This is a genomic window from Psychrilyobacter atlanticus DSM 19335 (assembly GCF_000426625.1).
GTDB lineage: Bacteria > Fusobacteriota > Fusobacteriia > Fusobacteriales > Fusobacteriaceae > Psychrilyobacter > Psychrilyobacter atlanticus.
The window spans coordinates 1,390,423-1,411,542 of the sequence record NZ_KE384547.1 but is presented as its reverse complement, the minus strand read 5'-3'; the positions used below and the strand labels follow the sequence as shown (position 1 = coordinate 1,411,542).

16 protein-coding genes and 1 pseudogene are annotated in these 21,120 nt (G+C 29.1%); 12 read left to right on the top strand and 5 right to left on the bottom strand.

What is annotated here, in order from left to right:
- Positions 1 to 510 precede the first annotated feature (510 nt).
- Together K337_RS0107135 and K337_RS0107130 are read left to right on the top strand one after the other, a co-directional pair.
- Positions 511 to 1,713 carry a putative manganese transporter gene (locus K337_RS0107135; protein ID WP_028855998.1) on the top strand — a complete coding sequence of 401 codons (1,203 nt, stop codon included), beginning with the start codon at positions 511 to 513 and terminating at the stop codon, positions 1,711 to 1,713.
- Positions 1,714 to 1,947: 234 nt separating this feature from the next.
- Complete coding sequence (locus K337_RS0107130; protein ID WP_028855997.1) at positions 1,948 to 2,508, top strand: GNAT family N-acetyltransferase; 561 nt, start codon at positions 1,948 to 1,950, stop codon at positions 2,506 to 2,508.
- 79 nt (positions 2,509 to 2,587) lie between these two features.
- Here K337_RS0107130 and K337_RS17900 read toward each other — a convergent pair.
- The 4 genes and pseudogenes from K337_RS17900 to K337_RS0107110 form a co-directional block, all read right to left on the bottom strand.
- Positions 2,588 to 2,722, bottom strand: a pseudogene (locus tag K337_RS17900) (cold-shock protein); the annotation flags it as partial.
- Between the two features lie 63 nt (positions 2,723 to 2,785).
- Complete coding sequence (locus K337_RS0107120) at positions 2,786 to 4,492, bottom strand: ShlB/FhaC/HecB family hemolysin secretion/activation protein (protein ID WP_028855996.1); 1,707 nt, start codon at positions 4,490 to 4,492, stop codon at positions 2,786 to 2,788.
- Positions 4,493 to 4,510: 18 nt separating this feature from the next.
- Positions 4,511 to 9,220, bottom strand: coding sequence for a YDG domain-containing protein (locus K337_RS0107115; protein ID WP_028855995.1), 4,710 nt, complete (start codon positions 9,218 to 9,220; stop codon positions 4,511 to 4,513).
- Positions 9,221 to 9,769: 549 nt separating this feature from the next.
- Positions 9,770 to 9,970, bottom strand: coding sequence for a cold-shock protein (locus K337_RS0107110; protein WP_028855994.1), 201 nt, complete (start codon positions 9,968 to 9,970; stop codon positions 9,770 to 9,772).
- A gap of 783 nt (positions 9,971 to 10,753) precedes the next feature.
- On the opposite strand from K337_RS0107110, the gene K337_RS0107105 reads away from it, so the two are divergent.
- The 4 genes from K337_RS0107105 (at position 10,754) to K337_RS0107090 (ending at position 12,424) form a co-directional block, all read left to right on the top strand.
- Positions 10,754 to 11,131 (top strand): hypothetical protein, encoded by a 378-nt coding sequence (locus tag K337_RS0107105; RefSeq protein ID WP_028855993.1) that lies wholly within the window; start codon positions 10,754 to 10,756, stop codon positions 11,129 to 11,131.
- Complete coding sequence (locus K337_RS0107100; RefSeq protein WP_028855992.1) at positions 11,100 to 11,339, top strand: hypothetical protein; 240 nt, start codon at positions 11,100 to 11,102, stop codon at positions 11,337 to 11,339. Before K337_RS0107105 ends, K337_RS0107100 begins: the two co-directional genes overlap by 32 nt.
- A 123-nt stretch (positions 11,340 to 11,462) precedes the next feature.
- Positions 11,463 to 11,816, top strand: coding sequence for a hypothetical protein (locus K337_RS0107095; protein ID WP_028855991.1), 354 nt, complete (start codon positions 11,463 to 11,465; stop codon positions 11,814 to 11,816).
- A 158-nt stretch (positions 11,817 to 11,974) separates the two neighbouring features.
- Positions 11,975 to 12,424, top strand: coding sequence for a YiiD C-terminal domain-containing protein (locus K337_RS0107090; protein ID WP_028855990.1), 450 nt, complete (start codon positions 11,975 to 11,977; stop codon positions 12,422 to 12,424).
- Positions 12,425 to 12,679: 255 nt separating this feature from the next.
- On the opposite strand, the gene K337_RS0107085 is transcribed toward K337_RS0107090, so the two are convergent.
- On the bottom strand, positions 12,680 to 13,357 hold the full coding sequence (locus tag K337_RS0107085; protein ID WP_028855989.1) for a DNA alkylation repair protein: 678 nt from the start codon (positions 13,355 to 13,357) through the stop codon (positions 12,680 to 12,682).
- Positions 13,358 to 13,892: 535 nt separating this feature from the next.
- Here K337_RS0107085 and K337_RS20365 point away from each other — a divergent pair.
- From K337_RS20365 to K337_RS0107050, 6 genes are all read left to right on the top strand, one after another.
- Positions 13,893 to 14,027, top strand: a complete 135-nt coding sequence (locus K337_RS20365; RefSeq protein ID WP_281168328.1) for a hypothetical protein — start codon at positions 13,893 to 13,895, stop codon at positions 14,025 to 14,027.
- A gap of 258 nt (positions 14,028 to 14,285) precedes the next feature.
- Positions 14,286 to 15,545 carry a PDDEXK family nuclease gene (locus K337_RS0107070; protein WP_028855988.1) on the top strand — a complete coding sequence of 420 codons (1,260 nt, stop codon included), beginning with the start codon at positions 14,286 to 14,288 and terminating at the stop codon, positions 15,543 to 15,545.
- Between the two features lie 597 nt (positions 15,546 to 16,142).
- Complete coding sequence (locus K337_RS17895; protein ID WP_051251652.1) at positions 16,143 to 16,781, top strand: tetratricopeptide repeat protein; 639 nt, start codon at positions 16,143 to 16,145, stop codon at positions 16,779 to 16,781.
- Between the two features lie 467 nt (positions 16,782 to 17,248).
- Positions 17,249 to 17,407 (top strand): hypothetical protein, encoded by a 159-nt coding sequence (locus tag K337_RS19790; protein WP_156877335.1) that lies wholly within the window; start codon positions 17,249 to 17,251, stop codon positions 17,405 to 17,407.
- 554 nt (positions 17,408 to 17,961) lie between these two features.
- A complete protein-coding gene (metG, locus tag K337_RS0107055; protein WP_028855987.1) occupies positions 17,962 to 19,638 on the top strand; it encodes a methionine--tRNA ligase in 1,677 nt (558 codons plus the stop codon).
- Between the two features lie 406 nt (positions 19,639 to 20,044).
- On the top strand, positions 20,045 to 20,950 hold the full coding sequence (locus tag K337_RS0107050) for a GGDEF domain-containing protein (RefSeq protein WP_028855986.1): 906 nt from the start codon (positions 20,045 to 20,047) through the stop codon (positions 20,948 to 20,950).
- Positions 20,951 to 21,120: the final 170 nt, after the last annotated feature.

The window sequence follows — 21,120 nt, the reverse complement described above, 5'->3', positions numbered from 1 at the left end:
ATTTCTAATAATTTTTTCTACTATACCTCCTTTGTATAAACTCTAGGGGAATAATTTGTATCAAAAAAAGCCTATCTAGAAATATCTAAATAGACTTTAATTTACTTAAACTAATAGCTATTGATACAAACCTAAACTCCTGAGAAAGAGTTGTCTTGAATAAATAACAATAAATTTAAGCACCTAAAAATACTATGAGTAAGTTAAGTTCTATGGTTATAATTGTTTTATCAAACATCCTCTTTTTATTAAATTGTACTGCTACCTCTTAAATTTTTCATTATTATCGCCTCCTTTTTTATTTATATTTTAGATTGTAGCATCTTTAATTTTTATTGTCTAACCCAAAATTTAATATCAGGTAACAATAAATTTGTACTTTAAAAAATACATTAATTTGATATTCAAATAATTAGAAAGAAAAACATTTACAAAACATTTTTAAAGTGGTAATCTAATGTTGAATAATAAATTTTAAAGATATTATTAAATAAAAAAAGGAGTAAAATTATGGATATAAAAAATATATTTTATGAAACAGCAGTAGGTTCATTTGTAGAGGTTGGGACATTCGTTGCAATACCTCTTTTAATTTTAGGCTATATTAATTTCAAGACCGAGGGAAGACTCATCGATAAAATGGAAAAAAATAAAAAAATTCAGGTACTTTTGGGAGCTTTTCTAGGGATGACACCAGGGTGTGGAGGAGCCATAATGGTCATGCCTCTCTATCATTTGGGAAAGGTAAGTTTTGGAACTATAGTAGCAACCCTTATAGCTACAATGGGAGATGCAGCTTTTTTATTGTTAGTAAAATCTCCTAAAATATTTGCTGCTGTATCTATAATTTCGTTTATAGTAGCTATAGTAACAGGTTACATTATTGATTATTTTGGGATAGGAAAAAATATACTTAAAAAAACTAAGACAAAATATGAGCTGGAAAAAGAACATGAAATGTTTAGAAGGGAACCCACAGAATTTGAATTGAATACAGAAAACAAAATCTACACATTCAAACACCTAGGGCACGAAGAGGGGGATGCTGTAGATATAGCTCTTCATCACGGGAAAAGCATGGCAGGAACCTTTCATAAATTTAGACATACGCTAGGGTATAAAATCTTTTGGACTTTGATTATTTTTTCATTTCCCCTGGCAGTTTTAAATCTTCTACAAAGAGATGTAGATAACATATTTTTTATAAAAGATTTGAGTGTTTTAGGTTTTATAGGGACTATGTTTTCAGTGATCTATACTATTATCAGTAAAAAAATCATATCCGATGAAAATCATGCTGAAGTGGAGAGTAAGATGAATTCTTTCAAAGAAACACTTATACACAATGCAGAAGAGACAGCTTTTGTTATTATGTGGGTATTTATAGCTCTTTTCTCCTATGAAGTTTTTGTTGGATCTGTAGGAGGAGAAACTGTTGTTGCCAACTTTATGAGCCAGCCAGGTTTTATAGTTATCCTTGCAGCTGTTGTCATAGGTATAATTCCAGGATGCGGTCCACAGATTATATTGACAACACTCTTTATAAATGGAGTAATACCGTTTTCTGCTCTTATGGCCAATGCCATATGTAATGATGGGGATGCACTTTTCCCGTTATTGGCTATCGATCGGAAATCTGCCATTATTACTACACTTTATAATATAATTCCAGCTTTAATAGTAGGATCAATACTCTATATTTTAGGGTTTTAGAGAGTAAAATTTGAGTCTAGTTTTAACAGGAAAAAAGTGATTTATTTTTTGATATAACTATGTTATTATGTCCCTATAAAGTAGCTATAGAGCACTTTAAATAAATCGTAAGAATTACAGGCTCTGACTATATTTTAAGAGGCTTGGTGAATTCAGGGAGTGGAACTATGTTTGTATTAAGAAGTAATTTTGGAGAAAGAAACAGATAAAAATAAGAATTAAAGGAGAACTAAATTGAATATAGAAATAAGAGAAACAACCAAACTTGACTATGAGGATGTAATAAAGGTTAATAGAGATGCGTTTAAGAATTATGGGGAAGAGGAGATAGTAACTTTAGTTACCGATCTTTTAGAGGATGAAACTGCCAAACCTGTAATATCATTGCTTGCATTTGTTGATGGAGAAGCTGTCGGGCATATAATTTTTTCAAAATCTAAAATAGAGAATGATAAAAATAACCTATCGACTTATATTCTAGCACCTATGGGAATTATTAAGGAGTACCAAAAATTAGGAATTGGCGGAAAACTTATAGATGAAGGAGTAAAAAGATTAAAAGAATTAAAAACAGATATTGTTTTTGTTTTAGGACACTTAGATTTTTATCCTAGATACGGATTTATAAAAAATGCTATAAAAGAGATAGGATATAAACCAACTTATGATATCCCGGAAGAGCACTATGATGCGTGGATGTATATGCCGTTAATATCAATGAAAGAAATTAAGGAAAATCCAGGCAGGGTAATCTGCGCTAATACTATGAACAAGGCAGGATATTGGGTTGAATAGTAGCATTTAATATCTAAAAACGGCAAATAAAAAAGAGGTAGAAATTTCTACCTCTTTTAATATTTAAAATTTTACATAATTATACAGTTTCTATGTTTGAAGCTTGAGGGCCTTTATCACCTTGAGTGATTTCAAAAGTTACTTCTGCTCCCTCGTTTAAAGTTTTAAATCCTTCTTTATTGATCTGTGAAAAATGCATGAAGTAATCGTTCCCAAACCTTCATATTTAAATAAAAATCTTATGGTTTAGTAAATGGTTTATATATCCAAGATATAATTAAAAAGTCCATCCAGTGGAAACCATATATCTAGCGTTATAGTCAGGTTCAGATTCTATATTTTCATTATCTATCTTATAGGCAGCATAGAAATTTAAGAAGAAGTTCTTGTAGTCTATATAGTATGATATCCCAACATCTTGGAGAGTTCTACTTTTAAAGCCTACTTTATCAGCATTATTTGTCATATAAACTCTACCAATATCATAGAAAATTCCTACCTTGTTACCAACATTATAGATATATGGTAATTGGTAGGCAAGTTCAACATTTGCTAAATATCCATTTTCTGCACTTAGCTCACCATCTGGATATAGTTTTACACCATATGCTCCACCTATAGATAAGTCTTCGCTACCATCTAAATTTTTATCTTGTAGGGTATGTTGATAGCAGATAGATGTTTTTAGTGATAATAGATCGGTCAAATAGATTAAGTTAGAGTTTTCTAAGTTGATTTTTGAAAAATCACCTTGGGTATTAGCTCCTTGTTCATTAATCTCTTTTTTATCAGCTTCTTTAATATCTAAATGTCCATAAGTTACTATAATAGAAGAGTTTGTATAGAAATCACGGCTAAGAAAAACACCTTCTTTATCGTAATCTAGTCCTATATTGATCTTATCTAATCTTTTATTTTCAGTTTCGTCAAAAGCATCATATTTGTCTTCTAGGTCAGAACTGTCTATTCTTGTACTGATATAGAGGTTTTCAAGTCTACTTCTAATTATAGGATAGGATAACTTTCCATAGAAGGATTTAGATGTTCCCTTAGCATCTAGGCTACTGTATTTTCCAGATAGCTCATACTCTGTTTGATCATATCCAAAACTACCGATAAGTCCACTATAGTATATAGGAAGACTATAGGAGGCACTTCCACTTATTATATCACTAGCATCGGTTATCATACCATTTAATGACAGCTGATCACCTAGTGAGAGTGGTGAATTGATAGTTGTTCCAGCCATAAGCCTTTCCTTACCAGTATATTTACCACCGTAGTTATCACCTATAAAATAGCCGTCATAGGAAGAACCTTTTGAAGCAACGATATCAAAGTCACTAGTAAGGGGTTTATTGCCAGGTTTCACCTCAGCTTTGGTAATAACAACTCCTGGAAGGTCATTTAATAAAAGAAGGGTTCTTTCGATGGAATTTTTTTCTACAGAAGCACTTCTTGATGACCCGCTTGTCTTTGTATTATCAAGATATCCTTGGACAATAAAGTCTTTTACACCACTATTGTTTTCGAGATTAAAGTTTCCATATAATCCCTCAATAACATTTATTTTTATGATATTACCTTTGAAATCTTGATCTTTAGGAATATAAGCTCTAGCTACAAAAAAACCTTGATTACGATAGTGCTTGGTAATAATAGATACAGCATACTTCACTTGTGAAAAGGTAAGTTTTTTTCCCTCATAGGAGGCTAGTATCTCTTGTAAAATTTCAGTATCGACACTATAATTGCCTTCAAATTTGAAGCCTTTAATTAGAATTTTTTGTCCCACATCATCTGGGAGTTCTTCTTGTATTAGATCTATACCGCCTACTTGTGGGATATCTCCACTTTTTCTTTCCTCTACACCTTGGGATTTTTTTACTTCTTGTAAAACACTCCCTATATTTGGAACATTATTACCATAGAGGAAGTTGGTACAAAATAAAGATAAAATTAGTATGTTTTTAATTGGTTTCATAATTTTCTCCTTTAAAGTCTATTTATCGTTTATATACTCTGTCACATAAAATATTTGTTCAACTTGAGTATCTTTAGAAGTTAAATTTACTCCGGAACCATTTATAGTAAGGATAGAATTTTCTCCAATGGGAACTTTAGTTTCTGTTGTTCCTTGCATAGACTGAACTTCAGAATGAGTTACCTTTTTAGTTTTACTAGCAATCTTAGGAGTAGAAACTATATCCTCTCTTTGTATATTATTACCCTTTCTTTGGAGTGAATCTATAGGAGTTTTAATATCATTGGAAATAGGAGTTTTTATACTAGTTGTGTTATCGATAGAGGCTAGTATATATTCAACTTTATTTTCAGTAATATCAGCTTTTGTGGAAGTCGATCCAACTAAATTATAGTTATCTTTATCCTTTCCAGTTAAGATAGTATCTGTAACTATTATATCTTTATTATTTCCTGAATATGGGTCTACAAAATTTCCAACATAATTATCTACAGAGAGGTCATCACTATTTAGATAATTATCCCAACTACTAAATTTTAATTCTGTAAGTGTTTCACCATTATAAATCTTGTTACTAGCAACAAAAGAAGCATTGATATCTCTTTTGTTGATATCAGCCTTTGTAGAGTCAGAAGAAAGTAAGTTGTAGTTATCAGCATCTTCGCCGGTAAGAGAGATATTGTCGATAGTTACAACTTTATCGTTTCCAGCATTTTTATCGTTAAAAGAAGCAGTTATACTAGAAGCATTAAGGTCATCATTTTCAACTAAGTTATCCCAAGAGTTAAATGAAACATTGGCACTGGAACTACCGTCATAAGTTTTGTCTGAAGTAACAAAAGAAGCATTGATATCTCTTTTGTTGATATCAGCCTTTGTAGAGTCAGAAGAAAGTAAGTTGTAGTTATCAGCATCATCACCGGTAAGAGAGATATTGTCGATAGTTACGACTTTATCGTTTCCAGCATTTTTATCGTTAAAAGAAGCAGTTATACTAGAAGTATTAAGGTCATCGTTTTCAACTAAGCTATCCCAAGAGTTGAATGAAACATTGGCACTGGAACTACCGTCATAAGTTTTGTCTGAAGTAACAAAAGAAGCATTGATATCTCTTTTGTTGATATCAGCTGAAGAAGAGTTAGAAGTAACTAAGTTGTAGTTATCAGCATCATCACCGGTAAGAGAGATATTGTCGATAGTAACGACTTTATCGTTTCCAGCATTTTTATCGTTAAAAGAAGCAGTTATACTAGAAGTATTAAGGTCATCGTTTTCAACTAAGCTATCCCAAGAGTTGAATGAAACATTGGCACTGGAACTACCGTCATAAGTTTTGTCTGAAGTAACAAAAGAAGCATTGATATCTCTTTTGTTGATATCAGCTGAAGAAGAGTTAGAAGTAACTAAGTTGTAGTTATCAGCATCATCACCGGTAAGAGAGAGATTGTCGATAGTTACGACTTTATCGTTTCCAGCATTTTTATCATTAAAAGAAGCAGTTATACTAGAAGCATTAAGGTCATCGTTTTCAACTAAGTTATCCCAAGAGTTAAATGAAACATTGGCACTGGAACTACCGTCATAAGTTTTGTTAGTCGCTACAAAAGAAGCATTGATATCTCTTTTGTTGATATCAGCTGAAGAAGAGTTAGAAGTAACTAAGTTGTAGTTATCAGCATCATCACCGGTAAGAGAGATATTGTCGATAGTTACGACTTTATCGATCCCAGCATTTTTATCGTTAAAAGAAGCAGTTATACTAGAAGTATTAAGAACATCATTTTCAACTAAGTTATCCCAAGAGTTAAATGAAACATTGGCACTGGAACTACCATCATAAGTTTTGTTAGTTGCTACAAATGAAGCATTGATATCTCTTTTGTTGATATCAGCCTTTGTAGAGTCAGAAGAAAGTAAGTTGTAGTTATCAGCATCTTCGCCGGAAAGGGAGATATTGTCGATAGTAACGACTTTATCGTTTCCAGCATTTTTATCGTTAAAAGAAGCAGTTATATTAGAAGCATTAAGAACATCATTTTCAACTAAGTTATCCCAAGAGTTAAATGAAACATTGGCACTGGAACTACCGTCATAAGTTTTGTTAGTCGCTACAAAAGAGGCATTGATATCTCTTTTTGTGATATTAGCTGTAGCAGTGTCTGTAGATGAAACTAGGTGATAGTTGTTAGCATCTTCACCACTTAGGGTAATTCCAGAGATAGAAACAACTTTATCGTTCCCAGCATTTTTATCTGAAAACATTCCGTAAGCAGTATTAGATATACCAACTGAATCACTACCAAAAATTCCATTCAAAGAATTTAATGATATTTGTGCATTTATGTTACCGTCGTAGACCTTGTTGCTAGCAGAAAAATCTGCTGTAATAGCCTTTGTATTAATTGTAAAAAAGCCATTAGTATTACCATAATTAGCCTCAGTGTATCCCTCTTTAAGTATATCTATATATACTTCATACATTCCAGCTTCAGTAATGGAAGTTAGAAGATTGCCATCATACATAAAGTTATAGTCCGTTCCTAAAACCCAGTCGGAATATTCACTACCGAAAATTGATTCATTTGTATAATAATCACTTAAGTAATATTCAGATCCTTTATATGTTTCAGTTAAATTACCTAAAACATAATTTATATCAATATCTGAAGGAACCTCAATTACTATACCTTGTTTTCCAAGTAAACCTGTTGGATCCACAGGTATAGGAGTAAATAGTTCATTATTTTTTAACGTACTTCCTGAACTATTAGTTAAAGTGATATAAGGAGAAAGACCCATATCTGATAAATTAAAGACTACAAATCCTAATCTATAAGTTCCTGCTTCTCCTGCTTTTAAATTAACTTTTTGCCAACCTGTTGAACCATAGTCTCCTGTTCCCCAGTTTCCAGTTCCTTCAACTGTTGCACCTAATACAAGTGTTTCTCTATTTAAAGAATAAATTTTTGATGTATGATCAGAACTATTTGATAAGTTTACAAATGAAACAAAGGATGCATCATTGAAAGGGGAATAATCAAGAGCAGTATAGTTCCACTCTCTTATAACTTCTTCTCCTGCTTCTAAAGTTATATCTTCATATACAACTGAAAAATTTGTAGTATTACTAAAGTCTTGAGTTATTATTCCTTTGCTTTCATTTGTTATCTTTAACTCTGTTGCTACATTATCAATGTTATAGGTATTTGATTTAGGCTGAGAAATAATAATGTCTTTTTGTTCTGGATCTTGAGAAAAATGTTCCCATGTTGTTTTTACTCCGTCATACATAACAGTAGAAGAAATTTTAGAGGTTACATATGCACGGTCTTTAAAGAGATATAATCTTTCTATTCCATTAGTTCCTTTTTTTCTATAAAATAATCCTCCATTAGTAAAAATAATATTACCAGACTTATTTACAGATATATTATCACCTGATAAAATTGAATCTGTTTTTATTTCTCCATTTACTATATAATTAGAATTAGTATCAGAATTAAAACCTTGTCCATAATATAACTTTAAAATTCCTTCAGAATTATTAATTGTTATATCTTCATTAATGATTATATTGTTATATGCATCTAAAGTTAAAGTAGTGTCAGCACCCCAAGCGATAGCACTATTTACATAAATATTACCATCTCCACTAGTATCGGTACTTTGTGTAGAACTATTAATAGAACTTTTATTATCTGTTGTTTGGATAGTGACATCGCCAGTTTTTAATGAATTCTCAACAGTAGTAGCCAAGGTGTTATCTATTGTTATATCCACTGGATCTATTAGCCATTTTTTAGCTTCTATACTGGAATCTTTTGCTATAGAAAAATCTTTTCCAGAGGTTTCTACAAAACCGTCTTTGGCTTTTATGCTACCTCCTACTTGGACTTCACCCCCATGGGCAAACAACTCTACATACCCTGTTATATCTTCAAAGGAATTTGCTTCTATTACTCCAGTATTGTTTACAGTTCCCTTTAAAAGTTCTTCGGCACCTGAAGTAGTCAGATAGATCTCACCACCATTTGCAATAAGAGCTCCCTTATTTTCCACAAGAGAATCAATAAAAGATTTTTCTACCTTTAAACTTACAAGAGAGTTTCCATTGAGGTTAATAGAATATTCACTAGCACCAACTAATTTTATAACTCCCTTGATCGCCTTTATACTTCCTTCATTTGAAACTTTATGACCTAAAAGAGCTGCATACCCAGCATCGGTAATCTCTATCTCTCCAAGGTTAATAACTGAATTTTTAGAGTTTCCTTTAAAATTATATTTTCCTGCTAAAAAGTCTTTATCAGTTAAGTTTTTAGTAGTGGCTAAAAGTCCTGCTGTATTTATTTTTGCATTTTTTCCAAATAAAACTCCGTTGGAGTTTAGTATCCACACTTGTCCATTAGCATTTAAAGCACCGTTTATAACAGAACGTTCACTACCAGTAACTCTGTTTAGAGTTATTGAACTTTTGTTTGGCTGCTTAAAATTAACGGTTTCATTTTTATTTATACTAAATTTATTCCAATTGATACTAGCTTTTTTAGTGGACTGTGTTATATTAGTAACACTTCCTTTTGTAGAGATATTTGCTTGTCCTAAAGTAACTTTTCCACTTTGTGGAGCTGCATTTGCAAAACTCCCCACTAAAAATGAGAAGATTAGAGTATTTCTTCCTATTTTTAGTAGAGTAGATAATATTTTTAATTCCTCTTTCTTAAACATAATTAACCTCCTACAACAAATTGGTTATTATATTCTACCGTTCATATAGAAAAATTTTTTTTAAACAATAAAGTGTATTACAACACTAAATATTAGAGGGTATCCATATAATAGTAGTATAAATATTGAATATCTAGAGAATTGGTATAATAAAAGGAGAATCTAGAAAAAGCTAGATTAGAAGCCTCTTAAAGGGTACATAGAGGTAGCATAAAAATGAAGAAAGAATTGTCCAATAACTTGATGTAATATCAGTAAAAAATACAAATAATTTTGTATTTTTGTCTCTTTCTTAATTACTTACTAATACTATTATATTGAAATAGTTAAGGGAGGGACTATAGAAAATATTTATAGATGATTAAAGAACCTCCTCACTTTAGCATGCCTTTAAAATCATAAAAAATCAAATTTATTTTAATATGGAATTAAGAACATTTTAGGCCTGATTTTGTTGATTTACTAAGTTTTCATATTTAATATCCAAAAACAGCAAATAAAAAAGAGGTAGAAATTTCTACCTCTTTTAATATTTAAAATTTTACATAATTATACAGTTTCTATGTTTGAAGCTTGAGGGCCTTTATCACCTTGAGTGATTTCAAAAGTTACTTCTGCTCCCTCGTTTAAAGTTTTAAATCCTTCTTTATTGATCTGTGAAAAATGTGCGAAGTAATCGTTCCCGTCTTCTGCTGAAATAAATCCAAATCCTTTATCATCGTTAAACCATTTAACTGTTCCTTTTAACATATATATATTCCTCCGTAAAATTTTAATACAGATAAGTTTTTCTTGAAAATTCATATAACTCTGACCCAATCAAGGGTTTCTTAACTAATGAAGCTCTTGTCTTACTCTCTGTTACCATTAAATAGTATCATAGCTGTTACAAAAAGTAAAGTTTTATCTTAAATCTCAAAAATACCCCCCTCATTCCCCTCCTAAGCTCTTTCGCAAGATTCTTATGATAAGAATCTTATTTGTCTTGGAGAGATCGTCTCTAAGTAATATATTTTTTATATGACTTAGGGAATCAGATTTGTTTTTAATAAGGATAACCTTTACCCCCTAGAAATTCTAAGGATTCCATCCTTAACTGGGTTCATTTCAGATATGCGAATATTTTATTTTTCTCTAATAACATTAGAAAAAAATAAAAATGCAGCAAAAGAAACGAACCAAAGAAAAGCAAAAAATCTTATACTTCCTCATTCTGACTTCTCTCAAATAGAGAAGACGAAGCAATAACCATTTGATGTTATAGAGTGAGGCCATGGATCCCCGTTTCTTAGTGGGGTGCCTGACGGACATGGTGAGTACGGCGAAACTCGTAAAGATATTTACTGAGGAGTAGAATAACATCTAGAAAAAGAATTTAATTAAACCGAAGTTTATAGTCGTTGAGCTTCAGCAGTACTGTTCTTACAATGTCGCCATTCCTGTAGATTATACAGATTTGAGTTGACTTTTTAAAAATTAAAAGATAATATTACCTTAAGTGAAACTTAAAAAATAATAAAAAAAGGAGATGTTATGAAAAAGAAAATGACCTGGTGTTCTTTATTATCATTGGTTTTGTTAAAAATATTCGCATTATATAAAGGAGTAAAATTTGATATTTTACCCCAATTTGATGATATATACATATATACAATTGTATATGTTTTTACCATAATAGCTTATCTATTAATTTTTAAAAGAAAGAAAAGTTTATATATTTCTTTTTTAACGGGATGTTTATTTGGATTTATTAATATTTTAAAACCAAATAGCCCTTATGGAGATTCACCTGAAAATATATTACATGCTTTAGGTGTAATTAGTTTACTGGTATTTATAGTAACTTTAATTAGTTTGGGAAAAAAGGGGACGAAAATTGTTGAAAAAAATATTGATAATATTAATAATTAGTATAAGTTTAACTTGTTATGGAAAAACAATCAATAGAAGTTACTTACAAAACAGATACGGGACTTTTTATGAAATAGATCAAAAAAATCCATATACAGGAGAAGCAACTTTCTATTATGAAAATGGAAAAGTGGAATTACAAGAAAATTATAAAAATGGAAAAATTAAATCAAAAACAAAATATAAAGGTGAAAAAGAAGTCGATTAACTAAATAAATAAAGCGCTATTCTACTAAAACTTAGGTTGACTTTTATTAAAATTTGAAAGACACTCATAATAAGTTTCAATATTATTTGGTTAAAATTTATCATTTTTATTACAGGGGGTCATATGAAAAAGAAAAAAATAATGATCTGGTGTTCTTTATTATTATTGGTTCTGTTAAAATTTTTTGCAGTATATAAAGGGGTAAAACTTGGGGTTATTCCTAGAAGTCATGATGTTGTTACATTTTTAATGGTCGCTCTTGGCACGTATATACTTTATTTATGGGAAAAAAAAGGGAAAAAAAAGAGAGGTTTATATAGTAATTTTTTAACAGGATGTATCATTGGAATGGATGGTTTTAGTGAAGGTTCCCTAGAGAAAACATTACATACTTTAGGGATGATCAGTTTACTAATATTTATAGTAACTATTATTAGTTTGAAAAAAAGCCGAGATATAGTTGATAGTTTGGAATAGCCTTTGTAAAAAAAAGTATAAATCCATTTCAATTAAGTTAAATTTTTTTTTACCTTTAATTTTAAAGAGCAATAAAAAACAATATATTTTAGATATGTCTCTTCCTATAGATATATTTGTAGTATAATAATTTAATTGTATTTATCAAGGAGGATATCATGGATAAGATTGAACTTCAAAAGTATATTATAGAAAATATCCCTATCGTAAAGGAAATGGGATTTATTATTGAAAATATAGGGGATAACGAAATAATTGTTTCAGGGGAATATAAAAAACACATCAATCATACTAATTCTGTATTTGGAGGAAGTATTTCCTCTGTGATGACTTTAGCAGGTTGGGGGAGAGTTAGAATTTTAATAGAAGATATTGACAATAATGCGATTATTCTCATAAAAAGCAATAGCACCGATTTCATAAAACCTGTAGTTGAAGACTATATTGTAATTACAGAGCCTCTCCTGGAAAAGGATATAGCGAAATTAAAAAAAATATATAATAAATTCGGAAAGGGAAGAATTATGGTGAATGCTGTTTTAAAACATAGAAATTCATGTGAGATTTTAGCTAAGTTTACAGGAGAATTTGTTGCAATAAAAAAATAAAGTTAAGGCTCTTTCGAGAGCCTTTTTATCTGCTAAGTATTTTTTGTATTCTGTCATAAAAAATACCTCCTATAGGAGTTTTAAAACATAAAAGGCTAAAAGTTAAGGGGACTATTTAATTTATAGTGTCCTTTTATTTTTAATGAACGATAAAATAAACATAATTTTAGTTTACACCCATTTAGAGGTTTACACAAAATATGAGACAGACCTACTTCTTTGACGATTTAGGCTCTTGTAAGTACTGTTTAAGTACTATATTCTTTTTAAAGTTTTTAAAAGATTTTTGTGTTCCTTGCTGACTCTATTACTTTCACGTGATTTTTGAATAGCTTTGTTATGGGTAAGTTTATCTAATCGATTGTCTTTAAAAAATAAGATAGTTTCTTCTGGAAATTTAGCCATGCACACAGAAATAAGCCAGGCATTACCCATAAAAACATAGTGACCCTTATGAGTTATTTTATTAGAAATATCAAATATATTCTGAAGGTACTCTTTATTTACATAGTAACTAAGGAGTATGAGAAGAGCAGTCCTAACAATAAATTCTTCTTTTGAATTTAACCATGGTTTTAGCATATTAAATACAACTTCTTTGTCTTTTTTAATACCTTTAAAGTTCATCACAAAGGAATCGACTTGGGCCCAATTATCAATTTTTTTCATATAAGTTTCAATGTACGAGACAAGATCGGAAAATGGAATTTTAAGAGATGAAATAACTAAGCCTTCTAACATAATCATTTCATAATTGTTCCCTTTATCTAGAGCTAAAAATTCATATGGTGATTCTTTAGTAATTTTTTTAGCTAACTTCTTTAATAAAGGCATTCTGACCCCTAAAATATTATGATTTGTAGGAACTAATTTTATAATAAAACTTTTATAGCTTTCATCTGAAAGGCTTTTTAATTCTTCGAATATATTCATATTTCACTCCTTTAAAAATATAATTTAATCTTAAATCACTATGGTATTAAATAATTGAGTTAAGATTTATTAACAATTTATACGTAATATTACCATATATTTCAAAAATATTTTTATATAATAAATAATTTAAAATTAATGGAAATAATCAAAATGAATATAATTTCGGTTATATTATGTCATATCTACTGGTATTATTAGGATTAAGTAGATTTAATCCATTAAAATAACCTCGGACAGTCTGAAATCCAATAAAGAGGACATGAATGCAAACAAAATTTAAAATAGTTTCAAATAAATGTACAAAAAATTATTTTTTAAAATTCAATACTATCTTTTTCAAGAATAAAAAATTGATATAGTTTCCTCAATATAAAGGGCGATTAGATAAATTAAATCTATTTCTCCTTTTTTAGTAAAAAAATGAAAGGAGATTACGCTCTTGTTAAGAATTAAATAATATGTTCCAATTCTAATTAGGAGAAAGACATAATAATTTGAAAAAATTTAATCTGATTTTTTAACTGGAGGAATTATGGTGAAAAAGTTGAAACATAGTGAGTACGTTGAAAGACTAAAAGGAAGGAAGATTGCAGTTATAGGGAAATATCTTAATAATAAGAGCCCTATCGATCATCTCTGCCTTGAAAAAGAGTGTGGGCACAAATGAAAAGCAGCTCCGAGTGATATATTAAAAGGTAGTGGATGCCCTGAATGTAGAAAGAAAAAGTATGGCAATCACCTAAGAGACTCGCATGAAGAGTTTTTAGAAAAGATAAAAAACTCTAACTGGATACTTCTTGATAAATATATAAATTCCAGAGTAAAAAATAGATTCTGTTGTAAGAAATGTAATGATCAAGAAGTTGTTGTGGCGCAAAGAATTAGTGGGGGATATGAATGTTCAAATTGCAAAAAGATAAGAATAATGAGAGAAAGAACAAATAAGTATAAAGATGACGTAAAAAAATATAATATTATTCCACTAGAGAATGTTCAGAAATTAACAACTCATATAATTCATAAGTGTCTAGTGTGCGGAAAAGAATTTAAGGGATGTCCAAAAGATATTAAGTCTGGAAAAACAGGTTGTCATTTTTGTAGAAAAAAATCTCGTATAGAAAATTCTAGAAAATCACATGAAGAATTTATAAAAAATTTAGTAGACGGAATTATAGTCCATGGGACTTATATTAAGTCTATTGCAAAGATTAAAGTAGAATGCACTAAGTGTGGTTATATATGGAATGTGATACCTGCAAACATTCAAAAAATAAAACCAGGAAACAAAAGAAGAGCAACAGGGTGTCCTAAATGTTCTGGACGGCTTAAATTTGGGATAGAGGAATACAAACAATCTCTTATTCAAAAGAAAATAAAGCTGATAAACAATCCAACAGATGCTAATGACAAAATTGAGCATTTATGCTTAGTGTGTAACAACCATTGGAATGTTAAACCTACTACTATAAATCAAGGACATGGTTGTCCTGTATGTGCTGCGGCTAAAGTAGGAAAGACAAAAAGACTTGACGTTAAAACAGTTGATAAAATTTTCAAAACAAAAAAAATTAAACTACTTACACCATATGAAGGAATGGGAAAGAAACACCAGTTAAAATGTCTTAATGAAGAATGTAATTACATATGGGAAGCTACTTTGGCTCATCTCATATGTGATGAACTAGCTGGTTGTCCTAAATGTTCAAAAGGTGGTCAGTCTCTTGGAGAGAAGATTTTTGAAGATTTTTTAATTAAAGAAAAAATTGAGTATACTTATAGAGCTAAACCTTCATGGTTAAAAACTAACAGACATTTTGATTTTTATATTCGTAAGAAAAATCTTTTTGTAGAAATAGACGGTGCGCAACACTTTCACCCTTCAGGTGGATATTTTGGTGGAGAAGATGGTTTCAAATCTACTAGAATAAGGGATATTGAAAAAATGGAGAAAGCACTTAAAAGGGGTTTTTCTATACTAAGGATTACTAATTACGTAGTTAAAAGAAAATCTGACCTTCTCCATATTTTAATGGCAAGAAGTTACAAAGGGTTAAATTGTGTAGGAGAAGCCTATTATGAAGTCGAAGATTTCTTTAAATATAATCCTACATTTATAAAATCTGAATATAAAAAGCATCGTTCACATAAAACTCAGGAGGCCTGTGAATTAAAAAAAAAGGTATAGAGTAAGAAGGTAGTTAGGGAGTAATATATTCTTAATTTACATTCAAAAAAGATAGGCTTGTCAACGGTATAATTTCTTTATACTAATGATTGTGTCTTTTTAATTCTTTTGTAACCTTCATAATTGGCATCAATAAAATAGACCTTTAAAGGACAGTATAAAATTACTGTCTTTTTATTTATTATTTTTTATTACTTTGTCTTCGATTTTCTTTAAATTTTGTCCGCGATTCATCTATAATAGATCTATTTATTTCTCTATCTTTTAAAAAATTATTGAATATAGTTATTCCTTTAAAATAGGCCTCAATAGTAGCTTTGGTATAGTTGTTTTCTAAGTATTTTTTTTATTGTGTCATAAAAAACAACTCCTATAGGAGTTTTAACACATAAAAGGGTGAAAGTTAAGAGTAGTATTTTTTCTATTTAAAATTGACTTTTATATAAAAAAAATATAAAATTATAATTAATTAAGACTTAAAAAACAAAATAGAATAGAAATGAAACCAAAAGGAATGAAAATTAAGGGAAAGGAATTCTATTATTTGAAATACTGTATTAAGATATTGCGTGAAATAAACTTATTAGGGGGAATTAATTGAAAAGAAAATGGGTAAAGAAATTATTAATATTATTTTTAATAATATTATTTATAGGTTGTCAAAAGCGAAAAACAGGTTCAAATCTTGATGTGAACAATAAACCTTATACTACAGTCAATACAGCTGCCTATAGCTATAGTCGAAAAGGATTACTTAGGGAAAAATTAGGCAATACTGATGAAGCATTAGAAGACTATACTAAAGGAATAGAAGTCGATCCTAACTATATTTATAACTATATCTATAGAGGGCAACTTAGGGAAAAATTAGGCAATACTGATGGTGCATTAGAAGACTATACTAAAGGAATAGAAGTCGATCCTAACTATGTTTATAACTATAACTACAGAGGGCAACTTAGGGAAAAATTGGGGAATACTGATGGTGCATTAGAGGATTATACTAAAGGAATAGAAGTCGATCCTAACTATATTTATAACTATATCTATAGAGGGAAAATTAGGGAAAAATTAGGCAATACTGATGGTGCATTAGAAGACTATACTAAAGGAATAGAAGTCGATCCTAACTATATTTATAACTATAGCGATAGAGGGAAAATTAGGGAAAAATTAGGCAATATTGAAGGTGCATTAGAGGATTATACTAAAGCCATTGAGATTGACTCTCAATAAATTTTTAGGCTTATGGTTATAGAGCTCTTCTAAAAGTAAAATTGGAAGATCTAAAAGATAAAACTGAAATACAGAAAGGGATATTAAGAAGAGTTAAAGCCGAAGAAAGTTTTACAATTATAAAAAAATAGAAAAATCCGGGTAAATTAATTTCCCTGGATTTTTCTCTACTCACTCAACTTCCCATGAAACTCCGAAGTTTCGTAGCAGTCATAAATTCATCTTTACCCATTAGGCTACCTCCATTACTAGGTTTGCTAGTTCCAGGAATGGCTCCATATAGTAGTGAGCCTGAGTTTCTTTTAGATTCTACGGGTAAATTTATCAATACGCTAGTAAGTAAATATTGATTTTATTGAAATATTATTGTATAAAGTGTATAGATTGTAAAAATTAATTTTAGGAGGTAAAATGAAAATTTCTAAAGAATTAGAAGAGTTGTATTCACAGTATATAAAGAAATTCTAATGCAAATAAATGAGAAAAATCACGAAAAATTAAATGATATATATGTAGTTTTGGATAAACATATCAAAACTCTAAATATCAATATTATGTTTGAAAGTGATCTGGGTCGAGAAGAAGAAGAAGAAGAAGAAGAAGAGGAATACGATTATAGTTATTAAAATTAAACCCTCTAAACTTAGAGGTCAAAAACGGCATTTACTTAGATACTTGAACCCTCTAAATTATTGAAAAATCTAGTAGAGGAAGGAGCCGCGTATTCTGATGCACTTGACCTCTTAAAATAATAAAAGATCCTAAAAAAATTAGGATCTTTTTTAATTACTTTTAAGGACACAGGCTCTAACATGTGCCCCGAAATATTTAGTTATTTTAGTTGATTTGAAAGGTGGTAAAGTTTCTATGAAAACATGTTTATAATTATTAATTCTGAAAAAAAGACTTTACATTTAAATAAAATTTATGTTATTATCTAAAAAAATTCAAATGGAGAAGATTGTTATGAAAAATATAGAATTCAGACAATTAAATATGATGATGATGCTTTGGAAGGGTTTGTAACTTAAATTATTTAAATTTAAGGGCAGACTCATTTTGTATTAATTTACTGAGTCTGCCAAACATCTTTCAAGCAATTATGAAAGCCTGTGGTAGACGCCACAGGCTTTTTTTATTTTCTAAAAATATTATATTAAATCAATAGGGAGTTGAGATTATGACAAAAATTATTACTGCTGCTTTACCGTATATTAATAACGTTCCACACCTAGGGCATATTGCTGGTTCACATTTACCAGCAGACATCTATAATCGGTTTTGTAAAATCAAAGGAGAAGACACTTTGTTTGTAGGAGGATCAGATGTTCATGGGACTCCTTCTTTAATACTTTCTAGAGAAATCGGTATTTCTCCAGAAGTTCTCACAGATAACCTACATAAAGTTCATAAAAAATTATATGATTATTTTAATATTTCATATGATAACTATTCAAAAACATCATCACCTATACATAAAAAAAATGTACAAAACTTTTTTACAAAGCTTGATGATAATGGTTATATTCAAGAAAAAACTTCTATTATGAAGTATTGTGAATATGACAAACTTTACCTACCAGATCGTCTTATTGAAGGAACTTGTCCTAATTGCGGGTATGAAAATTCCAATGGTGATCAATGTGAAAAATGTGGTTCACTGACCGAATCTTCTTCACTTTTAGATTCAAGATGTAAACTTTGTGGGAATAAACCTATAGAAAAAGAAGATACTCATTTATATTTTTCATTAGATAAAGTTTCAAATGAAATATCTGATTGGGTAAAAACAAAAGAAGAAGTTTTTAATAATATTACATATAGTGAAGCTCAAAATTGGTTGAATAAAGATCTACACCCTAGGAGTATCACACGAAATATGACATGGGGAATTCCTGTTCCTAAAAAAATGTATGAAGACAAAGTGTTTTACGTGTGGTTTGAAGCCCCTATTGCGTACATAAGCTTCATTGAAGAAATTAATAATAAAAACCTTTGGGAAAATAAAAATACTAAAATTTATCATTTCTTGGGGAAAGATAATATCCCATTTCATACTATTTTTTGGCCGGGGCTTTTAATTGGAAATGGAGAATATAATACTCCTAATAATGTAATTGGATATAATTATTTAACATATGAAAATGAAAAATTTTCTAAAAGTAAAGGGGTCGGAATATTTTGCATAAATTTTTTAAATTGTGATATTAATATAGATTCACTTAGAGCATACTTAACTTATATATTACCAGAAAAAAGAGATTCTAATTTTAATTTATTAGATTATAAAAATTTTCATAACAGCGAATTAATAGGTAAAATTTTTAATTTTTTTAATAGGAGTTTGAATATGGTCTGGAAAAACTTCGATGGAGAAATTAAAATTGATCTTTCTAATGATTTGGAAATCATCTCAAAAGTCGATGAAAAATGCAGTATAATAATGAAAAACTATGAAATTTTCTCTTTTAGATCGGCTTTATCAAAAGTAATAGAATTAGCATCAATTGGAAATATTTATTTCGATAATGAAAAACCTTGGGAATTAGCTAAAAATAATGATTTAGAAAAATTAAAAGAAATTTTAGGAGTTTCTATGTATATTTGTGAAAAATTAATTATTTTTTTAAATCCAATTTTACCAACTATAAGTAGAGAACTATGGGAAAAACAATTACAGAAAAAAGAAAAAATTCACTATAGTAAAGAAACTTCCACTAGTATGGATCTATTAATAAAGAAACCTTACCCAATATTAAATAGAATTGATGATGATCAACTTCAAAATTACGAAAAAGTTTTGACAAGAGAATTTTCTTTAAAAAACTTAATTAATGAAGAGAGAAAAATTAATTAATTTTTATTATCTTTACTTTCCTTTTAATATTTAAAATTTCATATAATTTTACAGTTTCTATGTTTAAAGCTTGAAGACCTTTATCACTTTAAGAGATTTCTAATTGAAAATACTTTGTAGTCTGTCAATGCTTTTCAAATATTTAATCCTTTATTTAAATCAAGATTATATGAGGTTCATAAAATCATTTTATCTGCAATTATTTGATACAAGTTAGTTAGATATGTAATCTATAGAGATAATCTTAAATTAGATGAATTGAGGAGATCTCTTTTTTTTTGAAAAGGAAATAATGAAAAATAATGAATAAGGTAGATATAGATGTATTATTTCTTAAAATTTTTGTAAGCATTATAAATAGTATTGCATTTGATTTGACAATCTAGGGAATAAAAGGAGTAAATATGTGAAAAATTTAAAACAGGTGAAAAGGTCTATACCTTACTTAATTTTAATAACAGCAACTATAATATTAATCTACTTTGATATGTCATTTACAAGAACAGAAAATATAGAATTTGGGGATATTTTAAGTGAGATTTTGATATGTATTCAACCTTTAATATGGATATATTTTGGAGAAGTTGGTTTTAAAAATAAGAATAACTACTACTTGATGACCATTGGATTTATTTTGTTTTATTTAGGACATTTACAAGATGTAATGGATGAAATTTATATATTAGAAGGACCTTTATCTAGAATAGAAAATATTTTAATACCAACTGGACTAATTATTATATCAATCGCATTTATTTGGCGTTTTATAGAAGAAAAGAGAATTAAGAACATCCTATCAGAAGAAAAGAAAGTTATATATGATAAAAGTATAAGAGATTCCCTAACGGGGCTATATAACAGATATTATCTAGAAGAGCGACTAGATAACATACTAAATGAATTGAGTAAAATATACTCAGAAATATCAGTAGCGTTTATTGATATAGATAATTTTAAAAATATTAATGATACTTATGGTCATATAACTGGAGATATGACATTAAAAAACTTGGGAGAACAAATAAATAATTCTATAAGAAAATCTGACTATGCTTTTAGATATGGTGGAGATGAATTTTTAATTATTTACCCTAATACAAAAATGAAGACAGCTCTACAGGTGACTGAAAGGATTAAACAAAATACTTCTAAGTCATCTGTAAAAGAGGATAGAATAAAATTAAGTTTGAGTATTGGAATTACTACACATAAAAAATTTGAAGATCATAAAAAATTGATAGATAGAGTTGATAAAATTATGTATGAATCTAAAAAAAATGGTAAAGACCAAATAACTGTAATGGTAGAATAATAGATGTTACTGATGAAACCTTAAATTATATTGATGCTTGGTAGCCAGGAATGAGATTTTACAAAAGCAAATAAAAGATCCTATAAAATTAGGATCTTTTTTTTATGCTTACAGTTATTTTTAATCAGACTAGAGATAAATTTCACCTCCACTTTTCATAAGCTTCCACC

What these genes read in the sequence shown, in the direction of transcription:
- K337_RS0107110 (WP_028855994.1), bottom strand. Translation starts at nt 9,970, where the DNA reads ATGTTAAAAGGAACAGTTAAATGGTTTAACGATGATAAAGGATTTGGA.
- K337_RS20365 (WP_281168328.1), top strand. Translation starts at nt 13,893, where the DNA reads ATGGTGAAAAAGTTGAAACATAGTGAGTACGTTGAAAGACTAAAAGGA.
- K337_RS0107105 (WP_028855993.1), top strand. Translation starts at nt 10,754, where the DNA reads ATGAAAAAGAAAATGACCTGGTGTTCTTTATTATCATTGGTTTTGTTA.
- K337_RS0107095 (WP_028855991.1), top strand. Translation starts at nt 11,463, where the DNA reads ATGAAAAAGAAAAAAATAATGATCTGGTGTTCTTTATTATTATTGGTT.
- K337_RS0107090 (WP_028855990.1), top strand. Translation starts at nt 11,975, where the DNA reads ATGGATAAGATTGAACTTCAAAAGTATATTATAGAAAATATCCCTATC.
- metG (WP_028855987.1), top strand. Translation starts at nt 17,962, where the DNA reads ATGACAAAAATTATTACTGCTGCTTTACCGTATATTAATAACGTTCCA.
- K337_RS0107135 (WP_028855998.1), top strand. Translation starts at nt 511, where the DNA reads ATGGATATAAAAAATATATTTTATGAAACAGCAGTAGGTTCATTTGTA.
- K337_RS0107120 (WP_028855996.1), bottom strand. Translation starts at nt 4,492, where the DNA reads ATGAAACCAATTAAAAACATACTAATTTTATCTTTATTTTGTACCAAC.
- K337_RS0107070 (WP_028855988.1), top strand. Translation starts at nt 14,286, where the DNA reads ATGAGAGAAAGAACAAATAAGTATAAAGATGACGTAAAAAAATATAAT.
- K337_RS0107085 (WP_028855989.1), bottom strand. Translation starts at nt 13,357, where the DNA reads ATGAATATATTCGAAGAATTAAAAAGCCTTTCAGATGAAAGCTATAAA.
- K337_RS0107115 (WP_028855995.1), bottom strand. Translation starts at nt 9,220, where the DNA reads ATGTTTAAGAAAGAGGAATTAAAAATATTATCTACTCTACTAAAAATA.
- K337_RS19790 (WP_156877335.1), top strand. Translation starts at nt 17,249, where the DNA reads ATGCAAATAAATGAGAAAAATCACGAAAAATTAAATGATATATATGTA.